Source organism: Acinetobacter sp. YH12045, assembly GCF_013419925.1.
GTDB lineage: Bacteria > Pseudomonadota > Gammaproteobacteria > Pseudomonadales > Moraxellaceae > Acinetobacter > Acinetobacter amyesii.
Window position 1 is genome coordinate 1 of the sequence record NZ_VOZE01000005.1, and the last position, 21,999, is coordinate 21,999.

Consider the following 21,999-nt stretch of genomic DNA (forward strand, 5'->3'; position numbering starts at 1 on the left):
CAAGAGTGAACCACCTGATCCCTTCCCGAACTCAGAAGTGAAACCTCTTAGCGCTGATGGTAGTGTGGGGTTACCCATGTGAGAGTAAGTCATCGCCAGCTCATTATTCGAAAACACCCCCTGATATATCAGGGGGTGTTTTTTTATGTCGGGAAAAAGGGAGGGAAGGGGGAGAAAATAAAGAATTCTTCATTCATTTTTATGTGATTTTTAAATTAAAGGCAGAAAGGCGTATACTATCCTCGTCATTGATGGAAAGCTCATGTCTGATTTAGCCTCAAATTCTCCATATATTGAATATGGCACACGGCCATTTCTTGCCATTTTATTTTCTTTATTTTTAGCAGGTTTCGCAATTTTTTCATCGTTGTATTGTGTACAACCGATGATGCCCATCTTTGCGGATTTCTTTCATGTCAGTCCGACACATAGCAGCTTTCCATTATCTTTTTCAACCATTGCCTTAGCGGTAGGGCTGCTGTTCACTGGTTTGATTTCAGATCGATTCGGTCGTAAGCCTGTGATGGTCACCGCTTTATTTTTGGCAGCATCACTTTCAATTATCAGTTCTATATTTCCACTTTGGGAAATATTTTTACTGAATCGAGTGTTGATCGGATTAAGTGTTAGCGGTGTTGCTGCTGTTGCAATGACTTATATAGGTGAAGAAATTGCGCAAAAAGATATAGGCTTTGCAATGGGCCTGTATATTTCAGGTACCGCAATTGGCGGAATGGGTGGGCGTCTCATTGCTGGGGTATTGATTGATTATATCAGTTGGCAAAATGCCATGATGATTATCGGTATGGTTAACCTCTGTATAGCCACAGCGTTCTTTTTATTACTTCCGGCATCTCAACATTTTCAAGCTTATCCTATTCGTTTCAACCGATTTTATGAATCTTTCGTTAAAAATTTAGCAGATCCTAAGCTTAGAATCTTATTCCTTCAAGGTTTTATCCTCATGGGATGTTTTGTCTCTATATTTAATTATATGAGCTACCACCTATTAGAAGAACCTTATCAACTTTCTCAAACTTGGATTGGGCTAATCTCCATAGCATATTTGGCAGGAATATATAGTTCACCTCGTGCTGCAAGTTGGGGAAAACGCTTTGGACGGGCAAAAGTTTTACCTGCGATGCTGATCATGATGTTGTTGGGACTGTTGATTATGCTCATTCCGGCATTTTGGTCAGTCATTTTGGGGCTGATTATATTCACTTTCGCTTTTTTTGCAACGCATTCCACTGCGAGTAGTTGGGTTTCGGTTCAATCTCTGCAGTACCGTGCCGTAGGTTCATCGCTGTATTTATTTTGCTACTATTTAGGTTCTAGTATCTTGGGTAGTAGTAGTGGTTTAGTTTGGGAAATGTCTGGTTGGATGGGGTTGACGAGCTTTATTGCTGTTATTTTGATGATCGGTTTATTTTTAGCAATAAAATTGAATAAATTAAAATAGGAATATGTGAATAAGCTATTATTTAATATTCGTTTTACATCTATTTTTTAATATAAATAACACTATAAAAATGGCTGAATTTACTATTTTTATGATTATACAACTTTGGTCTAATATTTCTTTTAAAAGGTGCCTCATAATAATGAAACGCATCAAAATATAATAAATAAAATATTTTTGGTTATCATTTTTTAAAATATAATATATTTTCAAGTTTTTGATATTTATCATTTATATGTATTTTTCGTATTTTTTTTTCATTTATTTTTAGTTGGAATTATATATAGATCATCATTGGTTTTAAACTGAAGGTGATTATGAGAAATATAACTATTTTAATGATGGCTTTGGTTTTTATCTTAATCTCAGCTTATGCAAATACCACGAATTTAGGGACAGCAGGTGCAGAGCGTAAACAGTTTTTTATCGTTCCTCAAAAGTTATTAACTAAACAGGCAGATAGAACCTATCAACAATTTATTCATCAAGCGAAAAACAAGCAACTTTTGATCATAGATCCGAAATTGGATCAAATTTTAAATAAACTTAAGCAAAATGCGGAGTTTTACCGCCATGGTTCGAGTCAATGGGATTGGCAAGTCAGTGGGAATCTCAATAAAGATTTAAATGCACATGGTTTCCCGAGTGGGAAAATTGTCATTAACACGGGTTTGTATTGGAGTTTAAAGCTGACTGAAGATGAATTGGCATTTGTGATGGCGCATGAAATGGCACATGCATTACGTGATCATCATCGTGAAAAGATTTCTTTGCTGTTTGCAAGTCAGGTGGCGATGATTTCTTCAACTGCGGGTATCGGCGCGCTTGCAACGGCTGCCAGTAGTGTGACTGGGCAAGTGGTTTTTCTGCCTAAAGTTTCAAAATTTGAACTAGAAGCTGATGTTCTCGCACTTGATCTGATGTCGAAAGCAGGCTTTGATCAAAATGCAGCATTGAGTTTTTGGCAAAAATATCAGCAGGAAACGACACGCCGTCAAATGCTTGATGTAAAACCATTGATGACTCAAGACAATATAGATAAGCGTAAGATTTATATTGAAAAATATTTACCTGAAATGCACATCAAATTTCAACAGGCGCAGGCTTTAATGTTGAATAAAATGCGATAACTCATGGCACATTCTAGGTTGATTTAAACTAAAGCAAAGTTACAAGTGATTTATTTAAATCTTGTTTTATAGTTGTGCTACAGCACTATTACATCTGATGTCTATATAAAACAATTCAATGATTCTGTAGCTATTGTATAAATTATAATCAAGCATGATGAATGGAATTCATGGTAAAATGATCGGCTTTCATCTTCTTTGATCTTTTTTCAGATCATTCCATCTGCCAGCCGAGAATTGCTAGCCATGTCTACTGCTTATACTATGCAGACTGCGCCAAAAGCGTTGTTTGATTACGACAAATATTGGGCGTCTTGTTTTGACCCTGCGCCATTTTTGCCGATGTCACGCGAAGAAATGGATCAACTCGGTTGGGACAGCTGCGACTTTATTTTGGTTTGTGGCGATGCGTATATCGATCACCCATCATTCTGTTCAGGGATCATCGGCCGTACCCTTGAAGCGCAAGGCTTCCGTGTCGGGATTATTGCTCAGCCAGACTGGACCAATGTAGAAGCCTTCCGTGTATTAGGTAAACCGAATATTGCTTGGGGCGTGACTGCCGGCAACATGGATTCGATGATCAACCGTTATACAGCTGACCGTAAAATCCGTTCGGATGATGCATATTCTCCGGATAATCAACCGAATAAACGTCCAGACCGTGCAGCAACGGTATATTGCCAACGTGTGCGTGAAGCTTATCCAGATGTGCCTGTATTATTGGGCGGTATTGAAGCCTCGCTGCGCCGTATTGCACATTATGATTATTGGTCAGACAAAGTCCGCCGTTCAGTATTGATGGACTCGAAAGCCGATCTATTGATGTATGGTAATGGTGAACGTTCAATCACGGAAATCATGCATCGTTTGGCTCGCGGTGAAAAAATCCAAGAGATTACGGATGTCCGCGGTACTGCATTTATTGTGAATAAAAATAACCGGGCTTCAAAAGCGAAGTTTGTTGAAATCGCATCAAATGATGTCGATGCGATTGGCCGTGTCGATCCGATCATTAACCCGTACGTGATGACTGAAGACCTTGAAGGCTGTGAAATCGAGAAAGGCAAAGACAGCGTTACGCAATATCAGGGCTTCCAAAAAGAGGCGGTAGCAAATCCGATTGTTCGTGAAGGCGATAATTTAGACGCCGACACGCAAATCGTGCAGCTGCAACCTGCATCAAAAGCCATTAAGCATAAATTGCCGCCGCGTGAATTGGCGGTGATTCGTTTGCCTGCCTATGAAGATGTGGCGAATGATCCTGTGCTGTATGCACATGCCAACCGTATTTTGCATTTGGAAACCAATCCGGGCAATGCGCGCGCGATGGTGCAAAAGCATGGTGAACGTGATGTCTGGTTAAATCCACCACCGATTCCATTGACGACGGAAGAGATGGACTACGTGTTTGATTTACCCTATGCACGTCTGCCACATCCTGCGTATGGTGAAGCGCGTTTTCCTGCCTTTGACATGATTAAGTTCTCTGTGAACATTATGCGCGGCTGTTTTGGCGGCTGTACCTTCTGCTCAATTACAGAGCATGAAGGGCGTATCATCCAAAACCGTTCTGAAGAATCGATTTTGCGTGAAGTTGAAAAAATTCGTGATACAGCACCGGGCTTTACCGGGATCATTTCTGACTTAGGCGGACCAACGGCCAATATGTACCGTTTGGCATGTAAAGATCCTGAGATTGAAAAGAACTGTCGTAAGCCGTCGTGTGTATTCCCGGGTGTATGTCAAAACTTACATACCGATCATGCGCCTTTAACCCAGTTATACCGTAAAGCGCGTTCATTGCCGGGGATTAAAAAGATTCTGATCGGTTCTGGTTTACGCTATGACCTTGCAGTGTTAAACCCAGAATATGTCAAAGAATTGGTGACACATCATGTCGGCGGTTACCTGAAGATTGCGCCAGAACATACCGAAAAAGGCCCATTGTCGAAGATGATGAAGCCGGGGATCGGGACCTATGACCGTTTCAAACAAATGTTTGATCGTTTCAGTAAGGAAGCAGGGAAAGAGCAGTATCTCATTCCTTACTTTATTGCAGCGCATCCGGGTACGACGGACTATGACATGATGAACTTGGCGATTTGGCTGAAGAAGAATGGTTTCCGTGCCGATCAGGTACAAACCTTCTATCCATCACCAATGGCGACTGCAACCACCATGTATTACACCGGTAAAAACCCGCTGGCTAAAGTGGCGCGTTATACCGAAAATGTCGATATCGTGAAAGGTGAAAAACGCCGCCGTTTACATAAAGCCTTCTTGCGCTACCATGATCCAAACAACTGGCCGTTGCTACGTGAAGCGCTTAAAGAAATGGGGCGTCAGGATCTGATAGGGAACTCAAAACAGCATTTGATTCCGACGTATCAACCGGCTGGCAGTGCTGAGGGTCAATACCAATCTGCACGTAAAAAGAACTCAAGCATTGCGGGTGATTCACAAAAACGTACAGGTGAACAAGGTAATCGGACGAAGGCTGCTCAATCGCGTCCTTCAAATACCAAGAAGCGTCCTGAGCGCGGTCAAATCTTGACGCAGCATACTGGTCTGCCGCCGCGTGAAACGGGTGATGCGAAAAAACCTTTTGGCGGTCCGAAACCCAAAGGAAAATCGAAGTCTAAATCACGCGCTTAAAATGGATAGATAAAAAAAGACACTTCGGTGTCTTTTTTTATGGGTGTTATGCTCGGCAGCATCAGACAATTTGCATTTTTATATGCTGTTACAAGCTCAATGCCATATGTGTGTCGGTTACCTCAATGAAATACGAGCAAAATTTGACAGCTTATCGGAATAGTCTGACAGTGAGAGGAAATGCACTTGCTGTCGTTTTAGCGAATGATCTAAAGTATCTGTATATAGCAATGGATGCTATTACTCTGAACGAAGTGGCATGTGATGTTTGACGCTTTAAGTTTGCAACTTTTTGTCAGTTTAAATACGTATTGTGTGAAAGTTAGAGTTATTTTTTTTAATAGGAAATTAAAAAAATAATACTGGTTGTATACTTCGTCTTCATAAGAAGTATGTCAAAAACCAAAAATATAAGAAATATAAAGGATTATGAGATGACTATATACATAGTAATAGGGAGTATTTTACTCTTCTGTGTGCTCATAATGGCTTGGAAAAGTTTAGAAGGTGATTCTAAGCAACAAGATAGCGCATTGAAACAACGTGCTATTTTCAACATTAATGAGCAATTAACCTACACGCGTTTAAAAGAAATTTTGCCTAAGCATACGATCCTTGCGCACGTGTCTTTTGATGCACTGTTGACCACGAAATACTATCGTACGCGGAATAAGTATCGAAATATGGTGGCGGACTTTGTCGTCCTAGATGAACAGCATCAGATCTTGGCGATCGTAGCTTTAGATGATCCAATGGTGCTAAAACGGATGCAGCAGTCGCAATATCAAGATGCTTTGCTCGCTTTGGCAGGCTATCGTGTCATTCGTTATGATGATGTGCCTGAGTACGTTCAATTACGCGAAGATTTCTTAAATGAGCAGCGTGTACAAGCGCCATTTGTGCCGGTTAATGATCTGAAAAAATATCATTTATATTCAGATTTGGAACGTAAAAAGATCAAAATTATTGGATCTTAGGGATTCAAAGAGCAAAAGTTTTTGCAAAAAAAAAGCATGTCTTCAGACATGCTTTTTTATCGCTGTCCGGGCTTAATGGTTATTCAGGCTTAACGGCTACGACGGTTAATTCTACCCGTACACGCGGGTCGTATAATTTGGCTTCAACACAAGTTCTGGGTAATGCTTCAATATCTGAAACCCACGTATCCCATACCTCATTGAATGCGGCATAATCCTGTTCAATATCTTTAAGATAAATGGTCACTGACATAATCTGGCTTTTATCTGTACCGGCATCTGCAAGGAACTGATCAATAAGCTCAAATGTTTGCTGTGTTTGTCCTTTGATGTCTAAATCAAGGTCTGTTGCCAATTGACCTGCCAAATGGATCAATTGACCTGAAATAGCGATTTCGGAAAAGCGTTTTGAAACATGCAGGCGTTGGATGGTCATGCGGAATATCCTGAAAGCAAAAAGAGCACTTAATCTTGAGTTTTAGGCATCGTAGCTGCAACTAAGGCCGTCAATAAACAGCCGACAGCAAGGTAGATTGCCACATAATGCCATGAACCATCACCCCAAATTACCAAAGCTGCTGCAATCATTGGGGTAAAGCCACCACCGATAATGCTAGCCACTTGATAGCCGACACCTGCGCCACTGTAGCGATAGGCGGTACCAAACAGGGAGGTGAAAATCGGTTGGTGTACACTCACCACCATATCATGGGCAATATTGGCAAGGAAAATTGCACCGATAATAATCAGCCAAGTATTTTGTGCATCAAGGGCCATGAAGAAAGGAAAGGCCGAAAGCGCACCAATTAAGCCACCCAATACGCACATTTTACGATGATCAAATCGATCTGCTAGCCACGCAAAGAGCGGAATGCTGAAGCAGCTAATGGCACCAACCATTAAGGTGATATTGAGGAAGAACTGTTTGTCCATGCCCAATTGAGCGGTGGAATAATTCAGTGCAAAGTTCGTCACCAAATACATGGTGAGTAACTCGGTCAAGCGCAGCGCAATAATGTAGAAAAAGGCTTTGGGGTGTTGGCTAATCGCTTGCAGAATCGGTAATTTTTGTGGCGTTTGTTGAGCTTTGACCACATGGTCGACAAATTCTTGAGATTCGTCTTGATCACGTCGGATCCACATTGCGATAGCCAGCAAGACAATACTGGCAATAAAGGGAATTCGCCACGCCCAATCAGCAAAAGCATCTTCACCCAAAGTGGCAATAATCAAAGACACAGCGCCTGTTGCCAGAACGAGTCCGACGCCATAGCCAATTTGTACACCACTACTGTAAAAGGCTTTTTTGCCTTTCGGGGCATTTTCCACGGCCATCAGGGCAGCGCCGCCCCATTCTCCACCGACCGCAAAACCTTGTATTGCCCGAAGTGTCACGAGCAGGATCGGGGCCCACCAACCGATGGCCGCAAAATTGGGTAATAAACCAATGCCGACCGTCGAAATCCCCATCAGGATGACGGTGAGCACCAACATTTTCTTACGACCCAGCTTGTCACCAAAATGTCCAAACACAATGCCGCCTAAGGGGCGGAACAAGAAGCCAACGCCAAAGGTCGCTAAAGCAGCAAGTGTGCCCATATTGTTGCCAATACTGGGGAAAAACTGATCTTTGAAAATGAGTGCGGCAACAATGCCATAAAGTAAAAAATCGTACCAATCGACTACGGCACCAATGAAGCTACTTAATGCGGCTTTACGAGCGCGTTGTTCTTGATTTTGTGAAATATTTTGAGGGTTTAGAGCAGATTTTGCAGAAGGCATACAGCGGGGTATTCCATGATTGACAACAGAGTTGCCCTGTAATATTCGGATTTGATCGTCACGCCAATCACAGGACAGCATGCTGAAAGTAAAGGTGATTTTCAGCATCTCAGCGCATACACGGATAATGTAGTGCGCTGATAGAGTACTCTAATTTTAGGCTTTGTGAATAGCAAATTGCTTTAATTTTGTTCTTCTGCCTAAATCTTAAGCAAATACGATCTTCTTGAAGTTTTTAGAGCAGCGAAAGTTGTGCTTCTTGGTTTTGCGCACTTAATTGATAGACACCTACGCCAATCAGACGAAATTGATCGTCCTCAGAAATATGCATTTCATGCAGTAATTGCTGCAATACCTGCGCAAGGTCTTCACGATGATTCAGTGACGTTTTAAAACTTTTACTGTGCTGTAGCACTTGGAAATTCTTCAGTTTTAATTTGGCCGATACACCGCGCGCGCTTAACTGCTTTTTTTCTAAACTAGACCAAACTTGGTCAATCAGTTTGGGCCAATAGGGCTGACATTGGCTCAGGGTGAGATCATCATCAAAAGTGGTTTCTTTGGAAATTTGCTGACGTTCACGGCTAGATTGAACCGGTCGTTCATCAATCCCTTGTGCATACAGATAGAGTTGTCGGCCATATTTACCGAAATGATGAATCAGAACGGCTTCTTCAATTTGTTGTAAATCCCCCAATGTATTGAGTTGCATAGCTTTTAATTTTTCTTGAGTCACTTTTCCCACACCGGGTATTTTTTTCAGTGCCAAGTCATGGATGAAATGCAGAACTTGTGAAGGTTTGATAATACAAATGCCATTGGGTTTGTTCCAATCAGAAGCGACTTTAGCCAAAAATTTATTGGGCGCGACACCTGCGGAGGCAGTTAAACCAGTGCTTTGTAAAATCTCTGCCTGAATTCGCATAGCGACTTCGGTGGCGCTCGGAATGTGTTGTAAATTTACTGTGACGTCCAAATAAGCTTCGTCTAAGGATAGTGGCTCAATCAGCGACGTATAGCGTTGAAAAATGGTATGAATTTGCGCCGAAACGGCACGATATTTTTCAAAATTCGGTTCGATCACCACGACCTGTGGGCAGAGTTTACGGGCCTGTGCCATCGACATTGCAGAACGTAAACCAAACTCACGTGCAGGATAGGATGCGGCACAGATGACTGCACGAGGGTGATGTGAAGACACAACAACAGGAAGCTGCTTGAGTTCTGGACGTTCCCGCAGCTCTACTGATGCAAAGAATGCATCCATGTCGATATGTATGATTTTCCTCATGCCTAGTTAGATCAGTGCCTGAAAATTGAATGTCAGTATCGCACAGTCAATCCAACGCTTTCCTCAATTTTTTAACTCAAACGACACAGGTTGACTGATTAAAACCACCTTGGTGTTTTGAGCTGCTGCCGACTGTATCAAAAGATTTAGGCTTTGAGGGGTGTCATCGGCAAAACGGGGCAAAAATTCGAGCTCTGGATTCAGTGGTTTGAAAAAATTATCCCAATGAATTGGAATCACGGTGCTGGGTTGAAGAGTCGCTAAGGTTTCTTTGAAATATTGCTGTTGAAACGCTGCCGTTTGCTTGGAAAGTTGGGCGATGCCTAGAAATAAAGTATCGACTTTTAGTTTTTGCAATTGTTTGGGCACAGCACCTGTACTGGCTTTGACCAAACTATAATGCGGCCCATATTGAATGAGATAAATCATATGATCCACCTTCTTTAAACTGGCTAAAATGTGCAGGGAGTTGTAGTGGCTGCGAAATTTCTTCCCCCAAATCATCATTAACAGCCGTTGGCGGAGTATGCTGTGAAGGGATCGCAGTAATGGTGAATTTACCGATTTGCATCGGCTGCCAAGCTTGAACTTCGTGCAATTGTGATTCAGCGATTGGCATTGCCCGTGCGATATTTAAGGTGCTTTTAGAGCCGACAATCATGGCCTTGGGGAGCTGGTGGGCCAACATTGGAATATCGAGCGCATGATCATAATGTGAATGAGTCACGAAAATAGCTCGAGTGCGTTTTAAGTCGTATTGGTCGATATAGCTGTGTAATAAAGGCTGATCATTTTGGATTTGAGTGAATATAGTTCGACTGAGCGATGGCCGACTAAAGAAGCCATCGATGAGGATTTGCTCTTGGCCATCGTCAAACAGTAAGGTCGAAACACCAAAGAATTTTACGTGATAGGGTGCCGCTGAGTGAGTATCTGTAGTGCTTTGTGTGGGATGTTGATAATGCCACGTTTTAAACGCTGCCAAGGTCCCCGAAGGTTGGACCATATAAGCCAACATCCCGATGGCGAGGACTATAAAGACTGAAAATATAATAAGAAAAATTTTTAAAATACGCATCCTGCGACTCAGTTTTCATGGATTATTTGCTTCGATGTTGTCCTGAGTCGGTGAATAAATCAACGGGGTTTGATCGGGGAAACGCCATTTTTGCCTAAAAAATCAGTCCATGCATTGGCATCACCTGAAAATACATTTAAATCGACGGTGGTCGAGATGCCTTGAATTTTTCCTTGATTAGTATGTTGCCAAATCAGCCATTTCGGATTGTTTTTTAGATCGGGTGGGCCTTTATATTCGCGGACCCACAGCGGCGTCTGTTTAAACTCGCCAGCTAAGACAATATTATAAAAAGACTTCGAAGTATAAAAAATCGGTTGTTTGCCATAATGGCGGTGCAAGCGATCATGCATATAGCTGATTTCTTTGAGTAACTGCTCTTTGCTGTAGGTGTTAATGCAGTTGGTGTCATATTCCAAATCAATCACGGGAGGAAGGGCATCGGCTTTTTTCGGCACGGAAGCAATAAAATTTTCCGCCTGAATCTTGCCATCACGGCACAGACGGTAAAAATGATAGGCCCCAACTAAAAAGCCGTTTTCCCGTGCTTGTAACCAGTTATCTTGAAATTTCCGATCTTTAAAATCACCACCTTCTGTGGCTTTGAGATAAACGAATTGGTATTTTTTTGGTGAAATTTTTGACCATTGAATATCTTTTTGATGATGGGAAACATCAAAGCCTTTTACGGGATATTCTTCTGCAGATGCAGGGCGATGTGGCATCACGGCTGAATAACCTAATCCAGCCACCGCCAAGACGCCGCTGATAGCGCTGAGTGCAATAATCGGGCTGTATTTTTTGAGTGAACTTTTAGAGGTACGTGATTTGGCTTTTTTAGGCATGAAAATGTATCCAAGTATCCATTTTATCATAACCCTTTAAGGGCTGATCTGTCATAGATTTGCCCGATGACACAGGTTTAGACATCCACATGTTTAGGAATCTGCCAAAAAATCGCTGCGGTAATCAGGTTAATGCAGCTGAGTAAAATCAAGGTGCTATGGAATGCCGTTTCGATTTGTGCAGGACCATAATAGGCCGTAAATACGTTGACTAAAGTCCCTGCCAAAGCCACACCGATACTCATCGACACCATCATAATCATCGACAAGAAACTGTTGCCACTGCTGGCATCTTGTTGGGGTAAATCTTTGAGGGTTAAGGTATTCATCGAAACGAATTGCAGCGAGTTTAAAATACCAAAAATGAAAAAGTGTAAGGCACGTAACCAAGTGGGGGTTTCAGCCGTAGAGAGTGCAAAACTGCAAATACAGGCGCCGACCAAGAAGGTATTTACCAATAACACTTTACGATAGCCAAAGCGTTGAATAATTTGACGAATAATCGGTTTAGATGCCAATGAGCCGAGTACCGTCGGTATCATCAATAACCCTGTGATAAAGGGCTCAAAGCCAAAAGCCACTTGTAGCATTAAGGGAATCAAAAATGGCATGGCATTGCCGCCAAGGCGGGCAAAGAAGTTGCCGATAATACCGATAGCATAGATCCGATTTTGAAATAATTTACTGCGAAACAGCGCATTGGCGTGGGTATGTGCATGAAAGGCATAGATCAAACTAGCGATGATCCCCGCAGCGACCAAAAGCAGGCTCCACCATAGCGGCAGATGCGGGCTGGCAAAGTTTTCAATGCCTAATGATAAACCCACCATGGCGACGACCAATAAGAAAAAACCCATAAAGTCGAATCGTTTTACGCTCGGTTCGGTCACATTGGGCATGGCTTTAAAGGTAATAAGTACCCCTAGCAGTCCCATTGGAATGTTTATTAAAAATATCCAATGCCATGTTGCGACTTCCACCATCCAACCGCCAAGGGTAGGACCAATTAAGGGCCCCATTAAACCAGCAAGGCTCATTAGACTCATGGCCGATAAAAACTGTGTCCGAGGAATCACTTTAAGCATCGCCAAACGCCCAACAGGTAGCAGTAATGCGCCACCTATGCCCTGAATTACCCGATAAACCAGCAGCTCATTCAGGCTATTGGCCATGCCGCAGCCCAGCGATGCTAACGTAAAAATAATGATGGCTGTGAAATAGGTATTTCGTACACCAAAACGATCGGCCAACCAACCACTTAAGGGAATACATGCTGCGACAGACAAGACATAGGCCACGACCACACTATGCATTTGAAGTGGGTCTTCACCTAGACTTCTCGCCATCGCTGGGATTGCGGTATTGACGATGGTCGTATCCAGGCCTTGCATAAAAAAGCCAATAGAGACCAATAGCACTAGAAGTCTAAATTCGGGTTGTAAAGCCTGATGCGTTGGCGTGCTATTCATAAGTCAATAAAGCTGAGATTTTTAAACAGTTTAAATGAATATTGCCATTTGGATGTAGTAAAAGCTTTGCATAATTGAGCCAAAAAATTGCAAGAAAAATGCAATGAGAGTTTCATCTCTATGCAACCTAATGTTTATAAATTGGTCATATTTTAATAAAAGACGAATGAAAACATGAAACTACAAGTTTCGGTACTGATATGGTTAAACAAGGCGATGTGGGACCTGAAGGTCTGATTTTTATTGCGGCCAAAGATTCGCCCAATGCCCAACCTTTGTTGGTGGTTGGAAATGAAGTGAACGGTAGCACTGCGGTTTATCAGATTAAATTGAAATAATTTAATTTTAAATTGTTGTTTTATCTAAAATTTTTATTTTAATGTCGAGAAAAGCACGGCACAAAATTGTATGAACGCCAGATAAACTGTCATAATGCGCTCAAGTCCTTCATTTATTGGAGGGCTTTTTCTTTATGGCAAAGGTGTTTTGTTTTCATGACAATCGAAATTCTGATGGTCATAGGCTTCTGTCTCGCGGCCTATTCTATTGTCGGTAATGATGTGCCACAGACATTGGGAACCTTTATTTCATCCAATGCGCATCGCCCTTGGTGGCTGTTGTGGATCTATGTCAGCAGTATTCTAGCCATTGTATTGGTTTATGGTTGGTACAGTTCTGGCGTGGGGGATGCATCTTATGGTCGTTTAGAAACGATTCCATTTCCCGCAGAAGGGGTAACGTGGCTCTATATTGTGCCACCGATCTTACTGATCATTTTGACTCGCTACGGTATTCCAGTCAGTACCACATTCTTAGTGTTGACGATTTTCTCTCCGAGTAGTCTCGGGTCGATGTTAACCAAGTCGATGATGGGTTACGCGGTTGCTTTTGTTGTCGCGATTATTATTTACCGTTTTGTGATTAAAGGCATTTCGGTTTATTTCAGTAAAACACGTGATGAAACACCCTCGAATATTTGGATTGGACTACAGTGGGTTTCGACTGCATTTTTATGGAGTCAGTGGCTGATTCAGGATTTGGCCAATATTTTTGTCTACGTCCCTCGTCAGGTGCCGCTGGAGTTCCTGATTTTTGCAATTGTGGTATTTATCGTACTGCTTGGGATCATTTTGTACCAACGTGGTGGGGCGATTCAGGGCATTATCGACACCAAAACGGGTGTGGCTGATATCCGCTCGGCAACCATTATCGACTTTATGTATGCCTTGATTTTATTGGTGTTCAAAGAGTGGAGTAATATTCCAATGAGTACCACTTGGGTGTTCTTGGGTTTACTCGCAGGACGTGAATTTGCCATGTCCATGCATTTACATGAAGTGAATAAATATCGAACTTCACGAAATGTCAGCAAAGATGCGATGAAATTGATGCTTGGTTTGTTGATGAGTATTTTCTTAGCGACAACATTGCCATGGTTCTATCGTATGGTGTCAGGTTAAGTCGACACGATCTCGATTTGAATTAGGACATCGAGCAATAAAAAAGGGGAATGATTTATTCCCCTTTTTGACATCTAAAATACAGTTAGACCACGAAATTTTTTGGGCAATCTAAATTTTTTAGTGCACTAAAGATCTGCTTCGAAGAATTACATACGATCAGTTTGGCACGATGCTGCGGCGGCAAGAAACCTTCAGCGACCGCATGGTCTAATTGTGCAATCAGTGCATCATAGAAGCCATTGACGTTATAAAGCATCATCGGTTTTTGGTGTTGATTCAACTGTCCCCAAGTGGCGATTTCTAAAATTTCTTCGAATGTACCGAGACCACCGGGCAGAGCAACAAAGGCACTTGCACGTTCTGCCATCATGGCTTTACGCTCATGCATACTGCGCACGACGTGTAGTTCAGTCAAATGATTATGTGCAATTTCATAATCCAACATAAACTCAGGAATCACACCTACGGCTTCGCCGCCATGTTCGACCACAGCGTCAGCGACTTGACCCATCAGACCAATACTGGCGCCACCATAGACCAGACCAAAACCATGTTCAGCCAAGCCTTGCGCCAAAGCGATGGCTTTTTCTTGATAAATTGGATTGTTACCAGAGCGGGAGCCGCAATACAGTGCGATTAAAGGTTGTGTTGTAGCAGGAGAAGGATTACCACGTTTTTCTGTCATTTTTAATCCGCTATTCATTACGTTTTAATTTTACCTTAGCATGTTATTTTTTATGACACTACATTGGCAGCTAAATATGACAATTTAATGTCATCACTGGGTTTAAATTCTTCCATACAGAGATTGTACTTTGGTAAAAAAGGGTGAATTTTTACCTTAACTTGCTATACTTAAAACTTCATTTCAAGCTAAAGAACCGTCATGGGTAGTGGTTGTTGTCACTCAGCACACATTAAAATATTAGAAAGAACGCTATTAAAAGCGTTTGCGCATGTCCAATGCATATCATCTTCAATTCAGTATGATCCACGTGTGAATAACATTCAGGAGATACAATTATGATCTTTGAATGGATGTCCGACCCATCTGCATGGGTGGGTTTATTGACACTGGTGGTGCTTGAGATTGTTTTAGGTATCGATAACCTGGTTTTTATTGCGATTCTTGCGGAAAAATTACCTCCAGAACAGCGTAATACTGCACGGATTGTCGGCTTATTGCTTGCACTGTGTATGCGATTGGTCTTACTGGCCTCGATTGCATGGGTGGTGACTCTAACCAACCCACTGTTCCATATTTTCGACCATCCATTTTCCGGTCGAGATCTAATTTTACTGTTTGGTGGGGTATTCTTACTGTTTAAAGGCACCATGGAACTGCGTGAACGTCTTGAAAACAAGCCCATGCTAAAGGAAGAAAATCCTGTACATGCGACGTTTTGGATGGTGATTGTGCAGATTGTGGTGCTCGATGCCGTGTTCTCGCTCGATAGTGTGATTACCGCTGTCGGGATGGTGAAACACCTTTCTGTCATGATGATTGCGGTCATTATTGCTGTCGGCATTATGCTGTGGGCATCTAAACCACTGATGAACTTCGTGAACCGTCATCCAACGGTGGTGATTCTGTGCCTATGCTTCTTGATGATGATCGGTTTCTCGCTCTTGGTCGAAGGCTTTGGTTTCCATATTCCAAAAGGCTACTTATACGCAGCCATTGGTTTCTCTGTCATGATTGAGTTCTTGAACCAAACCATGCGTCATAATCAGGAAAAAATGGTGACAACCACAGACTTACGTTATCGCACAGCCTCAGCAGTGATGCGTATGCTCGGTGGGAAAAATGTTGCAGACAATCAAAATGAAAATGAAGATGTGCTTGCAACACGTGCTTTTGCTGATGAAGTCTTTGATGAAGACAACGGGGTTTACCACAGTGTCATGGTACAAGGGGTACTGGGTTTATCTGAGCGTCCAGTAAAGTCCGTGATGACACCTCGTCCTGAACTGGAATGGATTGATTTAGATGAAGAACCTGAGGCGATTCGTGCTCAATTACTCAGTACCACGCATTCACGTTTAATTGTGGCACATGGTGAGCTTGACAATATTGCGGGTGCGGTACTGACTCATAAAGTCATGAATGACTATATTGAAACAGGCGTACTCGATTTCGAAAAACATCTCCGTGAGCCTGTGGTGGTGCATGAAAATGCTCAAGTTTTGATGGTGATGGAACAGCTACGTCAAGCACCGTTGCAAATGGCTTTGGTGTTGAACGAATACGGTTCAATTGAAGGGATTGCAACACCGATTGATGTCTTAGAAGCGATTGCTGGTGAGTTCCCTGATGAAGATGAACCAGAGACGGCAGCAGAAAGTCTCGATGATGGTTCATTGTTACTCGATGGCTCAACCGACATTCGTCATGTGTCTTTATTGTTAGGTCGTGACTTGGTGGATGATGCTGAACAGTATTCGACATTGTCCGGATATATCTTATTTCATTTGGGCCGTTTACCAGCCAATGGTGAAAAATTCAAAGCGGATGAACACATCTTTGAAGTGGTCACAATGGATGGCCATAAGATCGAAAAAGTGCATGTCATTCCCATGCCAACTGAAGATTAAGCTGAGGCCAAGAGAACATTCAGCTTAATCTATATAGATCAATATTGATTAACATACTGCTGATGAAAATTGTGTGGAAAGATCCGTTAAAATAGCCTGCATTGTCAGGCTATTTTTTTTATGGAAACAAACATGTCACAAGTCCAATGTCCATGTGGCAAAGGTGAGTATGGTAGCTGTTGTCAGCCCTTACATACGGGGCGTGAAAATGCACAGAGCGCAGAGCAGTTGATGCGATCACGTTATAGTGCATTTGCACAACATGAGATTGATTATATTGTACAAACAACTGCAATTGGACAGCAGCAAGCCTTGGATGTGAGTGCCATTGCAGCGTGGAGTCAGGCCAATCAGTGGTTAAAGCTTGAGGTGGTACAAGCCCAAGAAAAACTCGATAAAAACCATGCTCGAGTTGAATTTAAAGCCCATTATCACGATGGGCAGCAAGCGCAGGTACATCATGAAATTTCACACTTTGTGAAGTTCGAGCAGCGCTGGTATTTCCTTGATCCGACCACAGAGATGCAAATCACCATGAAGCAACCATGTATTTGTGGCTCTGGACGAAAATTTAAACAATGTTGTGCGCAATTTTTATAACATTTGAGCAGATTTAGCTTAGAATAGCGCGCATCTCAACCCTCAGTGGAAGAAGGGCGATGTTACTTACCGTTATTTATATTATCGCAATTACGGCAGAAGCAATGACAGGTGCATTGTCTGCGGGTCGGCGGAGTATGGACTGGTTTGGGGTAACATTGATTGCCTGTGTCACGGCACTGGGGGGCGGTTCGGTTCGTGATGTGCTGCTTGGGCACTATCCACTGACTTGGGTTAAGCATCCAGAATATCTCATGCTGACCTGCTTTGCTGCATTTGTCACCATCCTGATTGCAAAGTGGATGCGTCATCTTCGTAATATCTTCTTGGTTCTCGATGCCCTTGGTCTCATTGGTTTTACCATTATTGGCTGTCAAATCGCTTTAGAAATGGGACATGGTTTTGTCGTTTCTGCGGTAGCAGGGGTGTTAACTGGGGTCTCTGGCGGTATTTTACGAGACATCCTGTGTAACGATGTCCCACTGGTGTTCCGTCGTGAACTTTATGCCAGTATTTCTTTTGTGTCCGTGATTTGTTATTGGCTCTGCATTGAGATTGGCTTATCGCTAGAATTGACCGTCATTGCGACGCTCATTTTCGGTTTCACCTTACGTCTGATCGCCATTTACTTTGGCTTAGAAATGCCTAAATTTATTTATAAAGATGATGATGATCAGTCAGTATCTTCAAAAGATTTGTCATAGCCGCGTTGCTATAACATCACATTAAAATGCTAAAAAGACGGATCAATGGTCGGTCTTTTGCATGGATCTATACTAAAAAACGCAAAATCATACATCCTGTTGGGAAAGCAGTGTTCATCCTTCCACCAGTTCAGAGATCTTGTTATGGACTTAGTCTCACGTATACAACGCTTACCCATCGGTAAGTTTCACTACACTTTACTTTGGGTTATTGGCCTTGGCTGGATGTTTGATGCCATGGATACGGGACTCATTTCCTTCATCTTAGCGAAAATGGCTGAAGATTGGGCCATGACGCCAAATGATAAAAGTTGGGTGGTCTCGATTGGTTTTGTTGGGATGGCGATTGGTGCGGTGTTTTCTGGTGGACTGGCAGATCGCTTCGGTCGAAAAACAATCTTTGCATGGACATTGGTAATTTATAGCTTAGCTACCGCTGCATGTGCATTTGCACCTAATCTAACTTGGTTGTTGGTATTTCGTTTTATTGTCGGCCTAGGTTTAGGTGGACAACTCCCAGTCGCGGTGACTTTGGTCAGTGAATATATTCCAGCGCATGTACGTGGACGTTTTATTGTCTTACTAGAAAGTTTTTGGGGGCTGGGCTGGTTGGTTGCTGCATTGGTATCACGCTTTATTATTCCGGATTTTGGTTGGCATGCAGCGTTCCTGATTGGCGGTATTCCTGCGTTATATGCAATCGTGATTTGGAAAATGGTGCCCGAATCGGTGCCTTATTTAATCAACCGTGGACGTTTTGATGAAGCGCATGCATTGGTGAAAAAGATTGAAGCCAAATGTGGTGTAGAAGTTGTTGAAATTTTTGAGGTCAAACCGGTTGCTGAAAAACATGACATCAGTTTTTCACAGTTGTGGTCAGGCATTTTTGCACGTCGTACTTTAATGCTGTGGCTCATTTGGTTCGGTATCGTCTTTTCTTATTACGGTATTTTTACATGGTTACCAAGCTTATTGGTCAAAGAAGGCTACACCATTGTTCAATCCTTTGAATATGTTTTGGTCATGATTTTGGCACAATTACCGGGTTATATTGCAGCTGCATGGTTGGTCGAAAAATTAGGTCGTAAAGCTACGTTGGCGGGCTTCATTGGGATGTGTGCCATTTCGGCATATTTCTTCGGTCAGTCTGGCAGTGTGACAGAGATCGTGATCTGGGGCTGTTTAATGTCCTTCTTTAATCTCGGTGCTTGGGGCGTACTTTACACCTATACACCAGAACAATACCCGGCCAATATTCGTGCCTTTGGTTCGGGCTGGGCGGGTGCCATTGGTCGGATCGGGGGCATTGCAGCACCTTTTGCCGTGACACATATGATGGATATGGATCATGGTTTTAGCTATGTCTTTATGATGTTTACTGCAGTCTTAATTGCCGTTGCCGTGGTGATTCTGGTTTTAGGTGAAGAAACCAAGGGCAAAACTTTAGAATCCATCGGTCTATAAAGACTGTTGAATTTTTAGTTGATCATGGTGAATAAAATGGATATTTTTACGCCATAAGACACAATTTGTCGCAGAGTGTTAGATCATCCCCTTGTATAGGGGACACCTGCGACATAGCATAAGAACCCAATAAAGAACGAACAATTTAGGATTACAGGTTGTTATGACAAGCCTTGCGCATCATGCGACAGAAAACCGTTCCGTAGCAGAATTTACCGAACAAGCATATCTCAACTACGCCATGTACGTGATTATGGATCGTGCATTGCCACATATCAGTGATGGTCTAAAACCCGTTCAGCGTCGTATCGTCTATGCGATGAGCGAGCTTGGGTTAAAGCCAACGGGTAAGCCAAAAAAATCTGCACGTACGGTTGGTGATGTACTGGGTAAATACCATCCTCACGGTGACTCAGCTTGTTATGAAGCCATGGTACTCATGGCGCAGCCGTTTAGTTATCGCTATCCATTTATTGAAGGTCAGGGAAACTGGGGTTCACCAGATGATCCGAAATCCTTCGCAGCAATGCGATATACCGAAGCAAAACTGTCTGCTTATAGTGATTTATTATTGTCTGAGTTAGGACAAGGGACTTGTGATTGGCAGGATAACTTTGATGGTTCGATGAAAGAGCCAGTGAATTTACCGGCACGTGTTCCAAATATTTTACTCAACGGCACAACGGGTATTGCAGTGGGTATGGCAACCGATATTCCACCGCACAACTTACGTGAAGTGGTGAAGGGTACCATCGCCTTAATTCGCAATCCTAATTTAACCGATGAAAAAGTCGCAGAATATATTCCTGCACCTGATTTGCCGACACGTGCGGAAATTATTACTTCTCCAGAAGAATTACTCAAAATTCAAACCACGGGTCGCGGTAGTTATCGAACTCGTGCGGTGTACAGTATTGAGAAAAATGAAATCGTGATTACGGAGCTGCCGTATCAGGTTTCAGGTTCGAAAGTGATCACGCAGATTGCAGATCAAATGCAGGCGAAGAAGTTGCCATTGGTCACGGACTTACGTGATGAGTCAGATCATAAAAACCCAACACGTTTAGTGATTGTCCTGCGCTCAAACCGTATTGATGCTGAATCGGTGATGAGTCATCTATTTGCAACCACCGATCTAGAGTCGAGCTATCGTGTCAATATGAACATGATTGGCGCCGATGGTCGTCCGCAAGTGAAATCGATCCGCCGTATTTTGTTGGAATGGATCGAAATCCGTAAAAATACCGTAACACGTCGTTTGACTTATCATCTGAATAAAATTGAAAAACGGTTACATATACTTGCAGGCTTGATCATTGCCTATCTGAATATTGATGAAGTGATTCGAATTATTCGTGAAGAAGATCAGCCTAAACCGGTGTTGATGACGCATTTTAATATCGATGAAATTCAAGCCGAAGCGATTTTAGAACTTAAGTTACGTCATTTGGCAAAACTTGAAGAAATGGAAATGCGCCGTGAACAAGAAGAATTGGAAGCCAAAGCAGCCATTATTCGTGAACAATTGGCGAACCCTGAATCATTAAAAGCATTGATCATTAATGAACTTAAAGAAGATGCGAAGAAATTTGGTGATGACCGCCGTTCTCCAATTGTGAAACGTGCAGAAGCCCATGCGATTAATGAACAGGATATGCTTCCTGCAGATCCTGTAACTGTCGTTTTGTCTGAAGCGGGTTGGATTCGCTCGGCGAAAGGTCATGAAGTCGATGCTGAGAACTTAAATTTCCGTGCAGGTGACCAATATCTCAGCCATGCGCAAGGTAAATCGAATCAACGCGTTTATGTATTGGATGATGCCGGTCGAAGCTATGCTTTGGGCATCAATACCTTGCCATCTGCGCGTGGTTTAGGTGAGCCTCTGAGTTCTAAACTTGCACCTGCAAGTGGGGTCGGCTTTAAACAAGTGTTTATTGCTGAAGATGAAACAGAAGTTTTGGCGATGAGTAGTAAAGGCTATGGCTTTAAAACCCAAGCCAAAAACCTCGATACCAATGCAAAAGCGGGTAAAGCCTTCCTTAGTTTATCTGAAGGCGCGGCGGTCATGAATTTAACGGCGATTGAGAATGCAACACATCTTGCACTCCTCAGTTCTGCGGGTCGTTTGCTGTTGGTTGAACTTGATGAATTACCAGTATTGAATAAGGGTAAAGGTAATAAATTGATACAACTTGAGGCAAAAGATCAAATAGTATTCATGACAACTTTGAATTTAGATGAAATAATTCAAGTGCTTGCAGGAAATCAACAATTAAAGCTTAAAGGCGACGATCTGCAAAAATATGTGGGTAAACGTGCATCGAAAGGCGTGTTGTTACCACGTGGATATCAAAAAGCAAATAAACTGTTCATTCAAAGATAATACTAGCATCCATGGAACGAAATACGTTATATATGCTGTTATTCGTGAAATGGATGCAATATTAAGCATAAACAAGTTAAATAATGACCGCTTAATAT

Annotated in this window: 17 protein-coding genes, 1 rRNA gene and 1 pseudogene; 12 read left to right on the plus strand and 7 right to left on the minus strand. The window is 42.4% G+C overall.

What is annotated here, in order from left to right:
• From rrf to FTU02_RS08050, 5 genes are all read left to right on the plus strand, one after another.
• Positions 1-101 (plus strand): 5S ribosomal RNA (gene rrf / locus FTU02_RS08030); the annotation flags it as partial.
• 161 nt (positions 102-262) lie between these two features.
• Entirely contained in the window at positions 263-1,462 is a 1,200-nt protein-coding gene (locus FTU02_RS08035) for an MFS transporter (protein ID WP_180156649.1), read from the plus strand.
• 317 nt (positions 1,463-1,779) lie between these two features.
• Positions 1,780-2,592 carry a M48 family metallopeptidase gene (locus tag FTU02_RS08040; RefSeq protein WP_180156651.1) on the plus strand — a complete coding sequence of 271 codons (813 nt, stop codon included), beginning with the start codon at positions 1,780-1,782 and terminating at the stop codon, positions 2,590-2,592.
• A gap of 246 nt (positions 2,593-2,838) precedes the next feature.
• A complete protein-coding gene (locus FTU02_RS08045) occupies positions 2,839-5,250 on the plus strand; it encodes a YgiQ family radical SAM protein (protein ID WP_180156653.1) in 2,412 nt (803 codons plus the stop codon).
• Positions 5,251-5,684: 434 nt separating this feature from the next.
• Complete coding sequence (locus tag FTU02_RS08050; RefSeq protein ID WP_078189487.1) at positions 5,685-6,227, plus strand: DUF2726 domain-containing protein; 543 nt, start codon at positions 5,685-5,687, stop codon at positions 6,225-6,227.
• 79 nt (positions 6,228-6,306) lie between these two features.
• Here the strand turns inward: FTU02_RS08050 and FTU02_RS08055 are convergent, their stop codons facing one another.
• From FTU02_RS08055 to mdtD, 6 genes and pseudogenes are all read right to left on the minus strand, one after another.
• Positions 6,307-6,663 (minus strand): RidA family protein, encoded by a 357-nt coding sequence (locus FTU02_RS08055; protein ID WP_180156655.1) that lies wholly within the window; start codon positions 6,661-6,663, stop codon positions 6,307-6,309.
• Between the two features lie 29 nt (positions 6,664-6,692).
• Complete coding sequence (shiA, locus tag FTU02_RS08060; RefSeq protein WP_180156860.1) at positions 6,693-8,009, minus strand: shikimate transporter; 1,317 nt, start codon at positions 8,007-8,009, stop codon at positions 6,693-6,695.
• Positions 8,010-8,244: 235 nt separating this feature from the next.
• Positions 8,245-9,300: a DNA polymerase IV gene (gene dinB, locus FTU02_RS08065; RefSeq protein WP_180156657.1), complete on the minus strand. Its 1,056-nt coding sequence runs from the start codon at positions 9,298-9,300 to the stop codon at positions 8,245-8,247.
• Between the two features lie 63 nt (positions 9,301-9,363).
• A pseudogene (locus tag FTU02_RS08070) lies at positions 9,364-10,378 on the minus strand (MBL fold metallo-hydrolase).
• A 59-nt stretch (positions 10,379-10,437) separates the two neighbouring features.
• A complete protein-coding gene (locus tag FTU02_RS08075) occupies positions 10,438-11,223 on the minus strand; it encodes a GH25 family lysozyme (protein ID WP_180156659.1) in 786 nt (261 codons plus the stop codon).
• A gap of 77 nt (positions 11,224-11,300) precedes the next feature.
• Positions 11,301-12,692, minus strand: a complete 1,392-nt coding sequence (gene mdtD, locus FTU02_RS08080) for a multidrug transporter subunit MdtD (RefSeq protein WP_180156661.1) — start codon at positions 12,690-12,692, stop codon at positions 11,301-11,303.
• A 200-nt stretch (positions 12,693-12,892) separates the two neighbouring features.
• Here mdtD and FTU02_RS08085 point away from each other — a divergent pair, with 200 nt between their 5' ends.
• Together FTU02_RS08085 and FTU02_RS08090 are read left to right on the plus strand one after the other, a co-directional pair.
• The gene (locus FTU02_RS08085; RefSeq protein WP_180008096.1) at positions 12,893-13,030 is read left to right on the plus strand and encodes a hypothetical protein; all 138 of its coding nucleotides are present in this window, start codon (positions 12,893-12,895) and stop codon (positions 13,028-13,030) included.
• Positions 13,031-13,186: 156 nt separating this feature from the next.
• Positions 13,187-14,152, plus strand: a complete 966-nt coding sequence (locus tag FTU02_RS08090; protein ID WP_180156663.1) for a hypothetical protein — start codon at positions 13,187-13,189, stop codon at positions 14,150-14,152.
• A gap of 85 nt (positions 14,153-14,237) precedes the next feature.
• Here the strand turns inward: FTU02_RS08090 and FTU02_RS08095 are convergent, their stop codons facing one another.
• Positions 14,238-14,858 carry a TIGR00730 family Rossman fold protein gene (locus FTU02_RS08095; protein WP_078189478.1) on the minus strand — a complete coding sequence of 207 codons (621 nt, stop codon included), beginning with the start codon at positions 14,856-14,858 and terminating at the stop codon, positions 14,238-14,240.
• Positions 14,859-15,178: 320 nt separating this feature from the next.
• Between FTU02_RS08095 and FTU02_RS08100 the strand changes: the two genes are divergently transcribed.
• The 5 genes from FTU02_RS08100 to parC all read left to right on the plus strand — a co-directional run bounded on the left by FTU02_RS08100 (position 15,179) and on the right by parC (position 21,901).
• Positions 15,179-16,750, plus strand: a complete 1,572-nt coding sequence (locus FTU02_RS08100; protein ID WP_180005207.1) for a TerC family protein — start codon at positions 15,179-15,181, stop codon at positions 16,748-16,750.
• Between the two features lie 132 nt (positions 16,751-16,882).
• Positions 16,883-17,350 carry a YchJ family protein gene (locus FTU02_RS08105; protein WP_180156665.1) on the plus strand — a complete coding sequence of 156 codons (468 nt, stop codon included), beginning with the start codon at positions 16,883-16,885 and terminating at the stop codon, positions 17,348-17,350.
• A 59-nt stretch (positions 17,351-17,409) separates the two neighbouring features.
• Positions 17,410-18,054: a trimeric intracellular cation channel family protein gene (locus tag FTU02_RS08110; RefSeq protein WP_078189475.1), complete on the plus strand. Its 645-nt coding sequence runs from the start codon at positions 17,410-17,412 to the stop codon at positions 18,052-18,054.
• A 144-nt stretch (positions 18,055-18,198) separates the two neighbouring features.
• Complete coding sequence (locus tag FTU02_RS08115) at positions 18,199-19,518, plus strand: MFS transporter (protein ID WP_180156667.1); 1,320 nt, start codon at positions 18,199-18,201, stop codon at positions 19,516-19,518.
• A 163-nt stretch (positions 19,519-19,681) separates the two neighbouring features.
• Positions 19,682-21,901, plus strand: a complete 2,220-nt coding sequence (gene parC, locus FTU02_RS08120) for a DNA topoisomerase IV subunit A (RefSeq protein ID WP_180156669.1) — start codon at positions 19,682-19,684, stop codon at positions 21,899-21,901.
• The last annotated feature ends 98 nt before the right edge of the window (positions 21,902-21,999 follow it).

Excerpts from the sequence above, each read along its gene's own strand:
- FTU02_RS08035 (WP_180156649.1), top strand. The coding sequence starts at position 263 with ATGTCTGATTTAGCCTCAAATTCTCCATATATTGAATATGGCACACGG.
- FTU02_RS08040 (WP_180156651.1), top strand. The coding sequence starts at position 1,780 with ATGAGAAATATAACTATTTTAATGATGGCTTTGGTTTTTATCTTAATC.
- FTU02_RS08045 (WP_180156653.1), top strand. The coding sequence starts at position 2,839 with ATGTCTACTGCTTATACTATGCAGACTGCGCCAAAAGCGTTGTTTGAT.
- FTU02_RS08050 (WP_078189487.1), top strand. The coding sequence starts at position 5,685 with ATGACTATATACATAGTAATAGGGAGTATTTTACTCTTCTGTGTGCTC.
- FTU02_RS08055 (WP_180156655.1), bottom strand. The coding sequence starts at position 6,663 with ATGACCATCCAACGCCTGCATGTTTCAAAACGCTTTTCCGAAATCGCT.
- shiA (WP_180156860.1), bottom strand. The coding sequence starts at position 8,009 with ATGCCTTCTGCAAAATCTGCTCTAAACCCTCAAAATATTTCACAAAAT.
- dinB (WP_180156657.1), bottom strand. The coding sequence starts at position 9,300 with ATGAGGAAAATCATACATATCGACATGGATGCATTCTTTGCATCAGTA.
- FTU02_RS08075 (WP_180156659.1), bottom strand. The coding sequence starts at position 11,223 with ATGCCTAAAAAAGCCAAATCACGTACCTCTAAAAGTTCACTCAAAAAA.
- mdtD (WP_180156661.1), bottom strand. The coding sequence starts at position 12,692 with ATGAATAGCACGCCAACGCATCAGGCTTTACAACCCGAATTTAGACTT.
- FTU02_RS08085 (WP_180008096.1), top strand. The coding sequence starts at position 12,893 with ATGGTTAAACAAGGCGATGTGGGACCTGAAGGTCTGATTTTTATTGCG.
- FTU02_RS08090 (WP_180156663.1), top strand. The coding sequence starts at position 13,187 with ATGACAATCGAAATTCTGATGGTCATAGGCTTCTGTCTCGCGGCCTAT.
- FTU02_RS08095 (WP_078189478.1), bottom strand. The coding sequence starts at position 14,858 with ATGAATAGCGGATTAAAAATGACAGAAAAACGTGGTAATCCTTCTCCT.
- FTU02_RS08100 (WP_180005207.1), top strand. The coding sequence starts at position 15,179 with ATGATCTTTGAATGGATGTCCGACCCATCTGCATGGGTGGGTTTATTG.
- FTU02_RS08105 (WP_180156665.1), top strand. The coding sequence starts at position 16,883 with ATGTCACAAGTCCAATGTCCATGTGGCAAAGGTGAGTATGGTAGCTGT.
- FTU02_RS08110 (WP_078189475.1), top strand. The coding sequence starts at position 17,410 with ATGTTACTTACCGTTATTTATATTATCGCAATTACGGCAGAAGCAATG.
- FTU02_RS08115 (WP_180156667.1), top strand. The coding sequence starts at position 18,199 with ATGGACTTAGTCTCACGTATACAACGCTTACCCATCGGTAAGTTTCAC.
- parC (WP_180156669.1), top strand. The coding sequence starts at position 19,682 with ATGACAAGCCTTGCGCATCATGCGACAGAAAACCGTTCCGTAGCAGAA.